This is a genomic window from Amycolatopsis sp. NPDC034160 (assembly GCF_055575355.1).
In genome coordinates this window covers 366,502-382,028 of sequence record NZ_JBVISU010000001.1, presented here as the reverse complement: position 1 = coordinate 382,028, position 15,527 = coordinate 366,502, and the positions used below count along the sequence as shown (strand labels likewise).

The 15,527-nt window shown below is 69.9% G+C and carries 10 protein-coding genes; 7 read left to right on the top strand and 3 right to left on the bottom strand.

Features of this window, described 5'->3' with window-relative positions:
• Genes ACZ54P_RS01855 through ACZ54P_RS01835 form a run of 5 tightly spaced genes read left to right on the top strand, consistent with a single transcriptional unit; the run spans position 1 to position 8,944 of the window.
• Positions 1-1,470, top strand: a complete 1,470-nt coding sequence (locus ACZ54P_RS01855; protein WP_465459670.1) for a TNT domain-containing protein — start codon at positions 1-3, stop codon at positions 1,468-1,470.
• Positions 1,471-3,717, top strand: a complete 2,247-nt coding sequence (locus tag ACZ54P_RS01850) for an ADP-ribosylglycohydrolase family protein (protein WP_465459669.1) — start codon at positions 1,471-1,473, stop codon at positions 3,715-3,717.
• Positions 3,718-3,749: 32 nt separating this feature from the next.
• Positions 3,750-5,810 carry a YrhB domain-containing protein gene (locus ACZ54P_RS01845; RefSeq protein WP_465459668.1) on the top strand — a complete coding sequence of 687 codons (2,061 nt, stop codon included), beginning with the start codon at positions 3,750-3,752 and terminating at the stop codon, positions 5,808-5,810.
• Between the two features lie 4 nt (positions 5,811-5,814).
• Positions 5,815-6,975, top strand: a complete 1,161-nt coding sequence (locus ACZ54P_RS01840; RefSeq protein ID WP_465459667.1) for an ADP-ribosylglycohydrolase family protein — start codon at positions 5,815-5,817, stop codon at positions 6,973-6,975.
• Between the two features lie 40 nt (positions 6,976-7,015).
• A complete protein-coding gene (locus ACZ54P_RS01835) occupies positions 7,016-8,944 on the top strand; it encodes a TNT domain-containing protein (RefSeq protein WP_465459666.1) in 1,929 nt (642 codons plus the stop codon).
• 84 nt (positions 8,945-9,028) lie between these two features.
• Here ACZ54P_RS01835 and ACZ54P_RS01830 read toward each other — a convergent pair whose 3' ends face one another.
• The 3 genes from ACZ54P_RS01830 to ACZ54P_RS01820 all read right to left on the bottom strand — a co-directional run bounded on the left by ACZ54P_RS01830 (position 9,029) and on the right by ACZ54P_RS01820 (position 12,703).
• The gene (locus tag ACZ54P_RS01830) at positions 9,029-9,880 is read right to left on the bottom strand and encodes a class I SAM-dependent methyltransferase (protein WP_465459665.1); all 852 of its coding nucleotides are present in this window, start codon (positions 9,878-9,880) and stop codon (positions 9,029-9,031) included.
• A 16-nt stretch (positions 9,881-9,896) separates the two neighbouring features.
• Positions 9,897-11,204 (bottom strand): sensor histidine kinase, encoded by a 1,308-nt coding sequence (locus tag ACZ54P_RS01825; protein WP_465459664.1) that lies wholly within the window; start codon positions 11,202-11,204, stop codon positions 9,897-9,899.
• Positions 11,205-11,278: 74 nt separating this feature from the next.
• Positions 11,279-12,703, bottom strand: coding sequence for a CCA tRNA nucleotidyltransferase (locus ACZ54P_RS01820; RefSeq protein WP_465460210.1), 1,425 nt, complete (start codon positions 12,701-12,703; stop codon positions 11,279-11,281).
• Positions 12,704-12,839: 136 nt separating this feature from the next.
• Here ACZ54P_RS01820 and ACZ54P_RS01815 point away from each other — a divergent pair, with 136 nt between their 5' ends.
• Both ACZ54P_RS01815 and ACZ54P_RS01810 read left to right on the top strand, forming a co-directional pair.
• Entirely contained in the window at positions 12,840-13,361 is a 522-nt protein-coding gene (locus ACZ54P_RS01815; protein WP_465459663.1) for an NUDIX hydrolase, read from the top strand.
• A complete protein-coding gene (locus ACZ54P_RS01810) occupies positions 13,362-15,512 on the top strand; it encodes a DUF6049 family protein (protein WP_465459662.1) in 2,151 nt (716 codons plus the stop codon).
• Positions 15,513-15,527: the final 15 nt, after the last annotated feature.

The following is a 15,527-nucleotide window of genomic DNA, read 5'->3' as shown; positions in this document are numbered from 1 at the left end:
GTGGAACAACTCACCGCCGAACAACAACGCGAGCTGCTGGTCGGGATCGGCAAGCTCATCCGGGCGGGCGTCGCCGACCCGGCGCACCTCGCCGTCGCCGATTTCCGGCAAGCCGGGGAGCACACCGAACTCGAGGGCCACAACGTCGTGCCCGCGGCCGAGCTGAATGAACTCTTCGGCAAGCTGCGCACGGGGATGTACGGCACGGGACGGGGGACCTGGCTCCAGTCGCGGTTCACGCTCAAGCCCGACGGAACCTTCGATTTCGACTTCACCCTCGATGACGAACCGGCGTGGACCAAGGCGCCGCCGACTTCGGCGTACCCGGACGAGCTGGCCGCCTTCCCGCGCGACGACGAGCACATCCCGGACTGGTGGCGGCTGCGCGCGCAGTTGCCGTTGCGGGTCGCATTCCGGCACGCCCGGATCGTCGACGCCTACACCGAGGGCAAGCCGCCGGTCGTCGACAGACCGGAGCTGGACGAGTCCGAAGCGCCGCTGATCGCGCAGTATCTCGAACGTGAACCGGCGATCCTCTCCGGGAGTGGCCTCGGCAAGGACATCTTCGAGCCCGAAGCCGACGGAGACGTCCCGGAGAGCTACCACACCGACGGCACCTGGATCTGGCACGCGTCCGTGCCGCATTACCTGCGGAAGTACGGGATCCCGCCGGAGCCGGACCTGGTCGAGCACATCCGCGGCCAGCGCTTCCAGCCGCCGTACGTCGAGCACCTCGTCCGGCGGACCGCCGAAGCGGATCTGCTGGGCAAACCGCGGCCGAAACCGGGCCGCTCCGACGTCAAGAAGACCGAAGGCGACATCGCCGCGGAGCTGGAGACGTCGCCGAACCCGGCCTTGACCGACGAAGAGCTCCTGGTCGTACTGGTCAGCAGGCTGGGCGAGCACGCCGTGTGGCCGGAGGCGTACCGCATCGGCGACCGCGCGGACGGTGCTTGGTGCCTCAACTTCACCGAAAAGGGGTGGGAGGTCGCCGCCTACTCGGGTGGCACCCCCGCCTCACCGAAATACTTCGACAACCTCGAAGACGCGGCTCACCAGCTCCTCGGCGCCGTCCTGCTCCATCCGGCGCGGATGACCGCCGGCCATGAAACCCCGCTTGAGACCGCCAAGGAACTGGCCGACTGGCCGGTGCAGGCGGCACCGGGTGAGCCGCCCCTCACACTGCTCCGCAACAAGCGCGTCAGCCGGATGGTCGCCGGTACGGTCGTAGTGCGGTTCGGCGAGGAAACCGGCAATCTGGTGCACCACGGAGGGGTACGGTTCGCCACGACGTCCCTGCCGCTGGAGCGGGAACGTGTCGGTGGGACCTACCGGCTTCGCCGCCCGCTCCACGTGATCACCGGTGTCACCGTCCCGTGGGCGAACATGCCCGGTGGGGCGGTGGCCTACGTGCTCCCGAAGACCATCGCCGAGCATGTGTCCGACGGTAGCCTGGAGAGGATCGAGTAGGTGGAATCGGCGGAAGCGGTAGCCAAGGTCGAAGAGTGGCTGCGCGCGGTCCACGGTCCGGACGTGTCCGCACCTGGCGGCGCCGGCCTGCGCGTGCACCACGAAAAGGTCCTGCGCATCCCCGAGGGCTGGTCAGTCCCCTACAACACGATCGCCTACCTCGACGATGGGCATGCCGAGAAGGAGATCTTCCCGCCGCCGTCGGTGATCGTCCGCGAACCGGACGGCGAACTGCGCCAGGCGCATCCGCAGCCGGGCGGGCTCAGCGTCCCGGTCGCGTTCCCCGGCCAGGAGGCGTGGCGCGAGGTCGTCGACCCCGAATACGCCAAGGCCGGACTCGGTGACCTCGGGGTCCCGCCCGCGGTCGTCGCGGGCTGGGTCCAGGTCAACGCGGACGGCGTGCAAACCGGGCAGGAGCGTGAGAATCCCGAGTACAAGGCCGGGCCGATCCGCCGTGGCTACCCGAAACCGGAGAACCGGCTCGAAACGCTGCTGTCGTTCGCCAGCGTCGGCTGGCTGACCAGGGAACAGCTGCTCATCGGGCTGTTGCGCTGCGAAGTCTTTGTCCCGGTGGACCTGGCGTCGGGCAAGACGGAGCGGTTCTATTTCAACGAAGACCGCGCCGAGCTGCGGGTGTTCAGCTCGACCAGGAACCTCCCGTCCCGTGAGCACGGGTACTGGAAGGTCGACATCGCCACGCTGGCCGGTTACGAGAGCCCGCCGAACCTCGTGATCAACGGCGGGCCCGCGACGTTCGAGGACGTCAGCGGCGCCGAACTCGCCGAGATCGCGGCGAAGTTCCCGCGCCGGGACGCCCACGTCGACGTCAACGAACGCTGCCCGGAAGCGGCTCCGGAGCTGGAGGCCCTGGCGGCCGAGACCGCCGCGAAGATGGGCCTGCCCGAACCGGTGAAACCGCCGCTGGCCGCGGCCGAACGGGCTCGCCGTCGCGGGTTCGAACTGACCGCCGAGGAATGCCAGAAGACCGTCATCGGCCAGTCGTGGATGGCGCGGCTCAAGCTGCCCGAACCGCCGCGCAGCCGCCCGAACGACCTGCGGGCGAACGGTCTGGCGCCGGGATACGACAACGAAGGCCAGCTCCAGCCGCGCCTGGACACCTTCGGCAAATACTTCGAGCGAGACCGCTCCAGTTCTCGTTATGGCTGGCAGCGCGTGACGGGTGCGTACGTGGGCTTCGCGCTCGGCGAGGCACTCGGAGCCGCGGTCGACCGGATGCGCCTCAGCGAGATCCACAGTACCTACGGCCCGGACGGGGTCACCGATCTGCCGGTCGCGTTCGACCTGCCCGGCCGGATCGGACCGCTCACCCAGCGGCTGCTGTTCTACACCGAGGCCGTGATCCGCAGCCCGCATCGCGAGCAGCCGGAGAACCGCGACGCCGAACGGGCGCTCGGGACGGTCGCGCGCAACTCGCTGATGCGCTGGCTGCACACCCAGGGCGCGCCGCTCGACAACGCCGACGGCTGGCTGGTGAAGGTGCCGGAACTGCGCGTCCGCCGCACCCCCGACGACGCCGAACTGAACGCCTACCACGCGCTGGCCACCATCTCGCCGACGGCGATGCCGCTGAGCGGGCCGGAAGCACTGGTCGCGGCGCTGCCGGCGGCGATGACCGCGGCGGGTCCCGGCACGGCGATGAGCGGCGGCGTCCGCCAGGCGGTGCGCGACCTCGTTTCGGTCACCCACCCGGGGGAGATCGACGTCGAGGCGGCGACCTTCCTGACCTGGCTGTTCGAACCCGCGCTGACCTCGGAGGCGTTCAGCTACCCGGTCTGGAACACCTCCCGCGAGATCTTCAACGAGCAGAACCCGCACCAGCGCGGACCGGTGTGGACGGATCTCAAGACGATGGTCGCGGAATCGGTGCCGTTCTTCGGCAAGCACGGCCTGCCCGATCTGCGTGTCCCGGAACTGATCGGCGACGGCAAGGGCACGCTTTCGGTGCTGGGCCGCGCGTTCGCCGCGCTGTCCGGTTTCGAGAACTACCCGGAGCAGGCGCTGCTGCGGGCGGTCAACCACTCGGGCCGCAGCGCGGTCACCGGTGCGATCGCCGGCGCGCTGCTCGGCGCCCGCACCGGCATTCCCGGCCTGCCGCAGAAGTGGGTCGAACAGCTGGAACTGCGCTACCTGGTGGAGAACATCGCCACGGACGCGTTCTGGCATTTCGACCGCCACTCCGCGCTGCACGAGGTCGACGGCTGGGCCCAGCGGTATCCGCGCTGGTGAATCCGGCCGGTGGTGAATCTGAAATGGGGACGATGAACGAAGAGGAAGCCGTCAGCCGCGTCGAAGAGTGGCTGGCGGGCCAAGGCGCGGAGGGGACCGGCGCGTTGCGGGTCCGCCGCGACTACGTCGTGCGCGCGACCGACGGCTGGAACGTCACCTACAACACCGTCGGCTGGCTCGACGGGACCGATCCCGGCAAGGGCCTGTTCCCGAGCCCGGTCGCCTTCGTCCCGGACGACGGCGGTGAGATCCGGCTCGATCTGGAGCTGATGGCGGTTTCGGCGGCGGGCGGCGGCGACGCCGACGCGTTCACGCGCTGGGTCGAGGTCGTCGATCCCGAGTTCGATCCCTCGGTGGCCCCCGGTCTGCCCGTCCCGAAGGCGGCGATCGTGCGCTGGGAGCAGCACACGCTGTTCGGTGAGCCGACCGGCGCGGTCCGCGCGAATCCGGAGCACCGGCCGGGGCCGCGGTTCGCCGGACGTCCGAAGCCGGAAAGTGCCGTCGAGACGCTCCTCGGCTACCTCCGCGTCGAGTGGATCACGCCGGAGGAGTTCGTCCACTGGATGCTCGATCTCGACGTGCTGGCCCCGGCGAAGGACGGCCACCTGCAGGTCCGCGACTTCGGTGACGCCGGTGCGCGCTTCGTCGTCTACACCTCCGAAGCGCAGATCCCGGCCGAGTACACGATGTGGCAGCGAGTCCAGCCTCGCGTGCTCCTGCGCCGGGCCAAGGACACCCCCGGGGTCGGCCTGCTGGTCAACCCGGGACGGCCGGAGACCTTCAACGTCTACCCGGAAACCCTGCGGCAGGTCGCCGACCTCGAACTTCCGGCGGGAACCGAGCGGCCCGAGTCCGTCGGGCGTCCCGCTTACTTCGACGAGGACTACGCGGAGGCGTTCAAAGCCCTTCACAAGGAGTACGGCCAGGATCTCGGCGCGGCCACCTCGAACCTGCGGAGTCTCGTCGACCAGGCCAGGGACAACGGCTACCCGCTGAGCACCGACGAACTCGTCCGTTACGTCCGAGGCGTGACGCTGGCGTTCAAGCGGAGCCGGGCGAAGTACGACGGCCGTCCGCTGCCGGAACTGCCCGAAGATCTGTTCGCCAACGGGCTGGTGACGCACTACTACGACAACGGTGAACCGCGTCCGAGTGCCTGGACGTTCGGGAAGTTCTACAACCCGACGATCCCCGTCGGCAGCTTCGCGTACCCGCGGCTTGTCGGCGCGTACGTGGGCTTCGCGCTCGGGGACGCGCTCGGCTCGGGCGCGGATCCGGCCGAGGGCCTGCCGCTCGGCGGGCTCACCCGGCAGTTGCTGTTCCACACCGAGTCGGTGATCCGCGGACTGGACGCGACGCCCGACAAGGCCGAGATCCCGGCGTCGCTGCCCGCGGGCGGACGTCCCGACGGCTGGGTCGCCAAGGCCACCGAAGGCGCGGGCCCGGCACCCGCGGAATTCTCGGCCATGCTGGTGACGGCGTTGGCCGCGACGGTGACCGGTGGTGTCGAAGGCCCGGCCGACGATGCCTTCTACGCGATGAAGGTGGTCCGTGAGCTGGTCGGTTCCGCGGCCGGACACGAGGTAGTCCACGGTGCCGAACTGCTGGTGAACGTGTTCCGCGCCCAGCTCGCGGCCCGTAACGGCGAACCGGCGGTGGCGAACTTCCTCGAAGGCTTCGACGAGTACAGCGGCGAGGTCGGCGACCTCGTCAAAACCGTGCTCGACCTCAGGAACGACGTCGACGGTGATGACGTCGAGCAGTTCGACAGCATCGGTGACGGCCGGACGCCCCTTTCGGTGCTGGGCAAAGCGTTGTTCGCCGCCGCGAAACGGGGACACGATCCCGAAGCGGCACTGACGCTGGCCGCGCGCGGCGGCGCGGTGACCGGGGCGCTGACCGGGGCGATGGTGGGTGCCAGGCTCACCGTGCCCGGGCTTCCAGAGACCTGGCTCGCCGCGTTCGTCGACCTCGGTGTCGTCGACAACATGGCGGGCGACGCCTACTACTACTTCAACCGTTTCGGCCTGCCCCGTGAGCCCGAGGAGCGGCGCCGCTGGGACGCGAAACGGTACCCGCGAGGAGATCAGTAAAGACATGCGCGAGTGGCTTCAAGATCCGGCGACCAGGTCGCGGCTGCGAGGTAGCCTGTTCGCCGGAGCGCTCGGCGACGCGCTCGGCGCGAAGACCGAGTTCGATTCGATCGACCGCATCCGGGAGATCGCCGGGCCCGCCGGGATCACCGGCCTCATCCCCGCGTACGGCGGGCTCGGGCGGATCACCGACGACACCCAGATGACGCTGTTCACCCTGGAAGGCCTGATCAGGGCCCATGCGGGGGTGCGCCGGGAGCAAGGGACCTTTACTACCGCTACTACCGGCCGGAGGCAGCAGGGGACCTTTGCTACCGCAGCCATCGCCGTCGAGCAGTCCCTCCAGCTGGCGTATCAGCGCTGGCTGCACACCCAGGGTGTCTCGTGGGAGCGGGCGCGCGGGCCGGAGAACACGAGCGTCGAACCGGACGGCTGGCTGATCACGAACCGCGAGCTGTTCAGCCGTCGCGCGCCCGGCCTCACCTGCTTCAGCGAGCTGGAGGCGTACGGCAAGACCGGCGTACGCGCCGGCATGGACAAGCCGGTGAACAACTCGAAGGGCTGCGGCGGGGTCATGCGCGCGGCACCGGTCGCGCTGTGGTCGGACGACCTCGCCGAGGTCTTCCGGCTCGGCGCCGAGAGCGCGGCCCTGACCCACGGTCACCCGAGCGGGTATCTCTCGTCGGGTGCGTTCGCGGTGATCGTGCACGAACTGCTGCGTGGCCGGCCCCTGCTCGACGCCGTCGCGACCGCCCGTGTCGAACTGGAGAAATACCAGGGGCACGAGGAGCAAAGCGTCGCGCTGGACCAAGCACTCGCCCTGGCCGAGCACGGGGCCCCGACGCCGGAGAAGCTCGAGACACTCGGGCAGGGGAACGTCGGCGAAACCGCGCTCTCCATGTCGGTTTACGTCGCGCTGACCACCACGGACCCGAACTCCGCGCTGCTCGCGTCGGTGAACCACAGCGGCGACAGCGACTCGACGGGCTCGGTCTGCGGGAATCTCGTCGGCGCGATGTACGGCGAGGAAGAACTCGAGACGGACTGGCTCGTGGAGCTGGAACTGAGCCAGGTGATCGGACAGCTGGCGGACGACGCGCTCGCGGAGTTCGGCGGAAACGCCCCGGGTGACGACCGGTGGTACGCCCGCTACCCGGCCTACTAGATTTACCTCCGGTTTGGGGAACTTGGGGAGGGGACGACACGTGCGTTACCGGGTTCAAGCGGCGGATCGGCCGGATGGCCTGTACGCCGTATGGGGGGACACCGTTTTCGCGGCCCAGCGGTCGACCGAAGACGGCACGCTGCTGCTCATCGCGCCGCCGGGGGAAGCGGCGCCCGAAGGGTTCGACCGCGAGTGGGACGGACGTGCCGCCCGGGTGGTGCTGAACGGTGAGGTCGGTGCGACCTTCAGCCTGCAGACCTACGGCCGGTTCGACGACGAGCACTTCCAGATCGCGCCGCACACCGGCGGCGGCGAGCTGACCTTGCGCTGGGCCGGCGAGGACGCGGCCCGCGCGGCCGAACTGGGACTGACGGACTTCTCGACCACGGCCGCGCCGTCGCGGCTGACGGCGTTGTGGCAGACCAGGCACGACTTCGTCGAGGCGCCGGACGCCCGGCCGGTGAACGGCACCGGTGACCAGCCCGCGCTGCTGCGCGCCATCGGCCGGACGCTGCTCGGCGTGCTGCCGCCGGGCTGGCAACGGGTCGGCGCCCAGTTCCGGCAGGTAGGCGACTACGCCGAACTCGAAGTCCGCTCGGTCGGCGACGAGGGCAACGGTCCGGTGTCGGTGTCGATCCCGGCTCCGCCGCGGCTCGGCACGCTGTTCGCCCGGCTGCGCGCGGCGATGCACGACGCCGAGACCGGCACCTGGTTCCAGGGCACCTTCACGCTCGACTCGGAATCGCATTTCGACTTCGACTTCGACTCCGAACAGGAACCGACCTGGCGAATCCCGCCGAACGAGGGCGGGAAGCCGTCTCCGCGCGCGTACGCGGCCGAGCTCGCGATCTTCCCTCGCGGCAAGAAGCACGTCCCGGCCTGGCTGTCGGCCAAGGCGGGTCTGCCGCTGGACATCGTGTTCCGGCACGCGAAGGTCGTCGACGCGCACAACGAGGGCGAACGCCCGGTCGTCAACCGGCCGCCGGTACCGCCGGACCAGCTGCGCGGCGTGCTCGACTACCTCTTCCGCTCACCGGTGGCGCTGACCCTGCCGGGTCCGCAGCCCGACATCTTCACCCCGAACATCCCGCCGGACGTGCCGAACGCCTTCCACACCGACGGCGTCTGGATCTGGCCCGCAGCCGTCCCGCACTACCTCCGGAAGTACGGGGTGCCCCCGGAGCCGGAGCTGGTCGAGCACATCCGGGCCGCCGGGTTCCGGCCGCCGCTGGTCGGCGAGCTGGTGCGAGCGACCGCCGAAGCGGAGATCGTCGGCAAACCGCGGCCGCCGCAGACCGACGCGGATCTGCCGGACGAGAGCGTCCGCACCCGCGTCGAGCGCGACGGTGAGCCGGTCCGCGACATCCGGGCCGGTGAAATCCTGGACGTGCTGCACCAGCGGCTCGCCGAGCACGGGGTGGCGCCGACGGCCTACCGGATCGGCGCGAACGCGGTGCCTGAGCCGGGAATCTGGACACTGCGCCGCGCCGAGAACGGCTGGGAGGTGTCGCGTCCGCCGACGGACGAGCCGGTGGCGTTCGCCAAGCTCGAAGAGGCGTCGCGGTTCTTCCTCGGCACCCTGCTGCTGTATCCGGCACGGGCGTCGGTCGGCGTAGGCGAGGAGGCCGACAACCCGGGCGACTGGCCGATCCTGCCGCTGCGGGGCGAGCCGCCGCTGAACTTCTTCCGCCGCAAGCGGATCATCGTGCTGCCCGCGGGCGCCACCGTGCAGCGGTTCGGGAACGAGACCGGCAACCTCGTGCACGCCGAGTCTGCGCGGTTCGTCGAGACGTCGCTGGCCGGGGACCGCGAGCGGGATCGGCGCCTGTACCGCGTCCAGCGTCCGCTGCGCGTGGTCACCGGGATCACCGCGCCGTGGAACGGGACGCCAGGCGGGGCCGTGGCCTACGTCCTGCCCCGGCCGATCGCCCAGCATCTCGAAACCGGCGCCCTCAGCCGCGTCCAGTAGCCCCGCATTTCGTCCTCTGAACGCGGTACTTGCGGTGCGCAAAGACCGCATTCAGAGGACTAAATGCGGTCTTGGCGCGCGCGCTCAGGACGCGGTGATGAGCACGGCGGGAGACCACCAGTAGTCGGCCAGCGGTTCGATCCGGATGCCGGTGAAGCCCGCTTCCTTGAGCTGCGAGGCCCAATCGGTGGCGGGCTGCTCCCAGTTCGTCCGGTCGGCCCCGGGTTTGACCAGCCCCAGCAGGATCGGCAGCAGGAACCCCTGCGCCACCAGCGACGCCTTCTTGCCGTACTCCGAGATCCCGCGTTCGTAGCGGGTGACCAGGGAAAACAGGTATTCGTCGGAGTCTTCGTCGTACTCGGGCACGTCGAACTCGGCGAGCACCAGGCAGCCAGTGCGAGGCCGGAGCGCCCGCAGGACCTCGGTGCGCTCGCCGGTCGGGATCGACTGGAGCGCGAAGGTCGACTGCGTCAGCTGCCACTTCCGGTCGTCGTCGCGGGCGAGGAATTCCTGTGCGGTGGCGTCCCAGGTGTGCAGCCCATGGGTGCCGCCGAGCTGTTCACGCGTTTCCGCGAGCAGCGCGCGCGACGGCTCGACCAGATCGATCCGGCCCGGCTGCCGGTTGGCCTGTTCGAGTGCGGGGACGACGGCGAGCCCGTCGCCGCAGCCGAGGTCCAGCAGGGAACCGACGCCGTCGTATCGCGTGGCGAGCCTCGTGCTGAGCTTGCGATAGAGCTGGACGTTCCCGCCTCCGCGGATGAAGGCGGCGAACGCGGCGGGCTGGTCGTAGACCGGGCCGCCACCGCCTTCGCTCAGGTACCGCCGCAGTTCGTTGCCGAGCGTGGATCCGGCACGCCCGGCGAGGTCCGCTGCCGTGGCCCGGTCACCGTCGCGATACGCGGTGAGCGCTTCGGCCAGGACATCCGTTTTCGTCATGTTCTCCTGTTTACCGTCAGAACGGCACCCACAGGGTGACTCTGGTGCCATTGCCCGGAGCCGACTCCACCCTGGCCGTCCCACCGACCTCGCGCAGCCGGGCGGTGATGGACTCGCTGATCCCGAAACCGGCGGGCCGCGAGTCGAGGCTGAACCCGGCGCCGTGGTCACGGGTGATCACCGCGACCCCGCCTTCCTGTTCCTCGACCCGCACGACGACCTTGTCCGTCCCGGCGTGCTTGAGCGTGTTGCGCAGCGATTCGCGGACGGCGTCGCGGATGGCGATCTGCCGGACCTCCGAGAGGGTGTCGTCGTCGAGTTCGGCGATCACGAGCTGCGCGCGCAGACCGTCCCGCGCCATCTCCGCCGCCAGCGACGCGAGCTTCTCGCCCAACGGCCGCGACCCCGCCTCCGAACGCTCCGAAGCCTCGCTTTCGATCGTCCGCCGCAGGTCCATCGACTGTGCCCGCGCCAGCCGCTGGACCTCGGCGAGCCGCTCGGCCGGATCACCCTTGTCGGCGAGCGCGATCACTTCGAGCGTCTGCAACACGGAGTCGTGCAGGATCCGGTGCTGGCGGGCGCGTTCGGCGATCCGGCCGTTGCGGATGCCGTAGGCGAGGGCGAGCCGGGTGCCGAGCCCGATCAGGACGAGCGCCCCGGTCGCGGTGAAGAGCACACCGAGGATCGACGGGAAGGTGGCCAGCGCGTCGGACGGTGAGCCGTGGCCGGTGCTGAACAGCGACGCGAGCATCCGGACCGGGAAGCTGACGACGGCCAGTGCCGCGGCGGCGGGCATGCCCAGCGCCAAGGCCAGCAGCGCGACCTCGCCGAGCAGATGTTTGCCGGGCACCGCCATCGCCTCGGTGAACACCGAACCCGGCACGAGCGCGCCGACGGCCAGCGGCGCGAGCAGTGTGAACGCGAGATCGATGGCCAGCAGCCTCGCCGCGTACTGCGGCTGGAACGGCGCCGACCGCAGCATCCACCGGATCCCGTAGGCGCTCAGCGCGACCGACCCCAGCGTCACCAGCCCGACCGGGCCGATCCCGGTCATCCCGTGCGCGGAGACGTAGACCGCGAACGCGCCGGATACCGCGAAGAGCCGGTAGACCAGAGGCACGAGTGCGACATAGCGGGCGGCTCTGAGCAGGAGATTGTCGCGATAGGCCGTGTCGACGGGGCCGGACATCCGCTGGATCCGCCGGAGCGCCCGCATCGGCGTCGGATCACCGACCTCGTCGGACAGCTCACTCGTCGCCGTGGCCAGCGCGGGCGCGCCGCGACGCAGCAACGTCACCAGAAAACCGGCCGGCCGCTTCGCCATGGAATCTCCCCCTGCCCGGAGCACCGGCAGGAGTATCTCCGGTTACGCCGGATGGATCCAGAGACCAACGGGGTTCATCTGGAGCCGATGCCGTTCTCGGCGGCCCATTTCCTCAACTCGGCCACGGCGTCGTCGTGCGCCAGCGGACCGCGGTCGAGCCGCAGTTCCTTCAGGTACTTCCAGGCCTTGCCGACGTCCGGCCCGGGCTTGAGGCCGAGGATCCGCATGATCTCTTCGCCGTTGAGGTCCGGCCGGACCCGGTCGAGGTCCTCCTGCGCCTGGATCGCTTCGATCCGCCGCTCGAGGTCGTCGTAGGTCGCCTGCAGCGCCGCCGCCTTCTTCCGGTTGCGCGTGGTGCAGTCGGCGCGCACCAGTTTGTGCAGCCGGGGCAGCAGGTCACCGGCGTCGGTGACGTAGCGGCGCACCGCCGAATCCGTCCATTCGCCCTTGCCGTACCCGTGGAACCGCAGGTGCAGGAACACGAGCTGGCTGACGTCCTGGACGATCTCCTTCGAGAACTTCAGGGCACGCAAACGCTTGCGGGCCATCTTCGCGCCGACGACCTCGTGGTGGTGGAAGCTCACGCCGCCGCCGGGCTGGAACTCGCGCGTCGCCGGCTTGCCGATGTCGTGCAGGAGCGCCGCGAGCCGCAGGATGAGATCGGGTTCCGACGTCGGTTCGTGCGATTTCTCCAGGTCGATCGCCTGTTCGAGCACGGTCAGGGAGTGCTGGTAGACGTCCTTGTGCTGGTGGTGCTCGTCGATCGCCAGCCGCATGCCGGACACCTCGGGCACCACGCGGTCGGCGAGGCCGGTGTCGACCAGCAACTCGATCCCGGGCCGGGGGTCGGCGGCGAGCAGCAGCTTCGACAGCTCTGCCTGCACACGCTCGGCGGTGATCCGGTCGATCTCCTCGGCCATCGACGTCATCGCGTCGACGACCCGCGGCGCCGCGGTGAACCCGAGCTGCGCGGAGAAACGCGCGGCACGCAGCATGCGCAGTGGGTCGTCGGCGAAGGACTCCTGCGGGGTCGCGGGCGTGTCGAGCACCCTGTCCTGCAGCGCCTGGAGCCCGTTGTGCGGGTCGACGAAGGTCTGGTTCGCCAGGTCGATCGCCATCGCGTTGACCGTGAAGTCGCGGCGGAGCAGGTCGCCCTCGATGCTGTCGCCGAAGGTGACCTCGGGGTTCCGGCCGACGCGGTCGTAGCTGTCGGCGCGGAACGTCGTGATCTCCAGGGTCATGCCCTGTTTGGTCACGCCGACCGTGCCGAACGCGATGCCGACGTCCCACACCGCGTCACCCCAGGCGCCGACGATCTTGAGCACCTGGTCCGGGCGTGCGTCGGTGGTGAAGTCGAGGTCGCTCGACAGCCTGTCGAGCATCATGTCGCGGACGCTCCCGCCGACCAGGTACAGGCGGTAACCGGCCTTGGCGAAGAGCTTCGCGAGCTCGTCCGCCAATGGGGAAATTCGCATCAGCTCCGCCACGGCGTTCCGCATCGCAGCGCTCTTCCCCGCGACGACCACCTTGTTCACGACAATCCCACCACGATTTGGATGTACTTACTACGACCCCGCCCAACACGGGCACGGAGAGCCAGCGTACCCGTACCGCCGTTTGCTCTAGCATCGCAGCATGTCTGGATCAGCCGGTCGCTCCGGCGCTTCGAAGCCGGGCCGCCGGCGGAGGCGCAGGCGGGGCAGGCGGCTGACCACGGTCGACGAAACCTCGGCCGGTGGACTCGTCGTCGACGCCGAACGGGCCAACGCCGCGCTGATCGGGCGGCTCGACCGGCACGGCAGACTGCTGTGGTCCCTGCCGAAGGGCCACATCGAGGACGGGGAGACGGTGGAACAGACCGCGGTGCGAGAGGTGAAGGAGGAGACCGGCATCTCCGCACAGGTCCTCGAGCCGCTCGGCACCATCGACTACTGGTTCGTGGCCGAGCGACGGCGGGTGCACAAGACGGTGCACCATTTCATCCTGGAATCCACCGGCGGCGAACTTTCGGACGAGGATGTCGAGGTGACCGAGGTCGCCTGGGTACCGCTCGCCGAGCTGGAGACCAAGCTCGCCTACTCCGACGAGCGCAAGCTGGTCCGCAAGGCCAAAGAACTCTTCGCGCAGCAACGCACAGACCGCCGAGGGAGCACCTGAGTGAAGCGGCTTGCCGCCACTGTCCTGTCGATCCTGTTCCTGGCCCTGCCCGCGTTGTTCGGCGCGGTCGCACAGGCCCAGGAACAGCCCCGGCTGCGCGTGGACCTCGACCAGCTGAACCCCCGTGTGGTCACCACGACCTCGACCTCGCTCACCATCACCGGCCGCGTCACCAATATCGGCGACCGGCGGATCAGCAACCTCGGCGTGCGGCTGCAGCTGGGCACCCGGCTCCAGACCGAGCAGCAGATCAGCGACGTGCTCGGTGGCGGCAAGTTCAAGGACCTTTCGGCCACGGACTTCGTCGACCTCGCGCCGGACGCCTTGGAGCCGGGGCAGAGCGCCGCGCTGAACCTGGCCGTCCCGCTGGGCCAGTCCTCGAAGCTGCAGTTCCCGCGGTCCGGGGTGTATCCGCTGCTGGTCAACATCAACGGCACCCCGGACTTCGGTGGCCCGGAGCGGCTCGCGGCGGTCAGCCTGCTGATGCCGGTGCTCGGGGTCCCCGGCAAACCGCCCGCGGCGCGGCCGCCGTCCGCGCCGTCGACCAGCCTGCTGTGGCCGATCGCGAACAGCACCGTGCACGTCGTCTCGTCTCCCCTCGGTGGTCCGCTGACCCTGTCCGACGAGCGGCTGGCCGGTGAGCTGGGCACCGGCGGACGGCTGGACTCGCTGGTCGCGGCCGCGCGCGCGGCCGAGGCCGACACGAAGGTCTCGTCGTCGTTGTGCCTGGCCATCGACCCCGATCTGGTCGCGACCGTGGACGCGATGACCCGCGGCTACCAGGTGGCCACCGGGGGCGGACCCGTTCCCGGCAAGGGCGTCGAGACCGCGAAGAACTGGCTAGGCCAGCTGAAGGCCTTGGTCGCCGGCCGTTGCGTGGTCACCCTGCCGTTCGCCGACGCCGACCTCACCGCGTTGACGAAGGTCCGCGCCGGGGACGCCACCGACACCGCGCTGCTGGCCAGTGCGATCGGCGGCGCGGCGACGATCAAGAACCTGCTCGGCATCCAGCCGCAGGACGGCGTGCTCTGGCCCGGCGGTGCCCTCGACGGGCAGACCGTCGAGGCGCTCGGCAAGGCCGGCGTCAAAACCGTGCTGACCGACTCGGGCAAGCTCCAGTCCGATTCACCGCCTTCGGGTGCGGTCTCGATCGAGGGAACGGACCTGCGCGCGCAGCCGATCGACGCGCTGATCGCCTCCGCGCTGGACGGTTCGGTGTCCACTCAGAACGGACTCGGCGCCATCGCGTTCCGGGCCGGCCTCGGCGGGCAGGCCGCGGGGCAGGAGCGTTCCCGGCTGCTGATCGCACCGCCGCGGCAGTGGACCCAGACCACCCCCGAACTCACCACGTTCCTGGAACGGATGGGCGACTTCTACGCCGCCGGTCTCGCCAAGTCGACGCCGCTGCCCGATCTGCTCGGCGAGAGCCCGTCCGGGACCGCGACGGTCAACTACGACCCGCAGGACCTCACGGCCGCGACCAGCGGTGACGTCACCGCGAAGATGTCCCAGATCGACAACGAGACGCTGGGCCTGTCGTCGGCGATGACGATGGATGCCACCAAACGGGTGAACCCGGCCGACGTGATCGCCCCGGTCCGGCTCGCCCTGATCCGGGCCGCGTCGCTGTCGTGGGATGGCGCGGACGCCGGGGTCGTCACCGGCAACGCCCGCGGGGATCTCGAGGCGATCCGCAGCCAGGTCACCGTGGAGCGGCCGAAGCAGACGATCGCGCTGGCCTCCGGCGCGTCACCGCTGCCGGCGTACATCACCAACGGCCTGCCGGTCGGCGTCAACGTCCGCACCGTGCTGAAGAACAACGTAGGCCTGCGCCCGACCGAAGCGGTCCCGGAGCGGACAGTCCCGGCCTACGGCGCCGTCAATCAGCTGATCCCCGTCGAGGCGCTGCGAGCGGGCCGGTTCAGCGTCGACGTCACCTTGACCACGCCCGACGGGACCAAGCTCGGCTCCGACGCGCGCTTCGAGCTGACCTCGACGGAGTACGGCGCGATCACCATCATCATCACGCTGACCGCGGCGGGCGCGCTGCTGCTGCTCTCGTCCCGTCGGATCTACCGCAGGATCAAGGACGCGCGGGCCGATCGGACGAATGAAACCACCCCACGTGTGACCGAGGACGCACAGGTTTAAGTGTTTCGGGCCGTT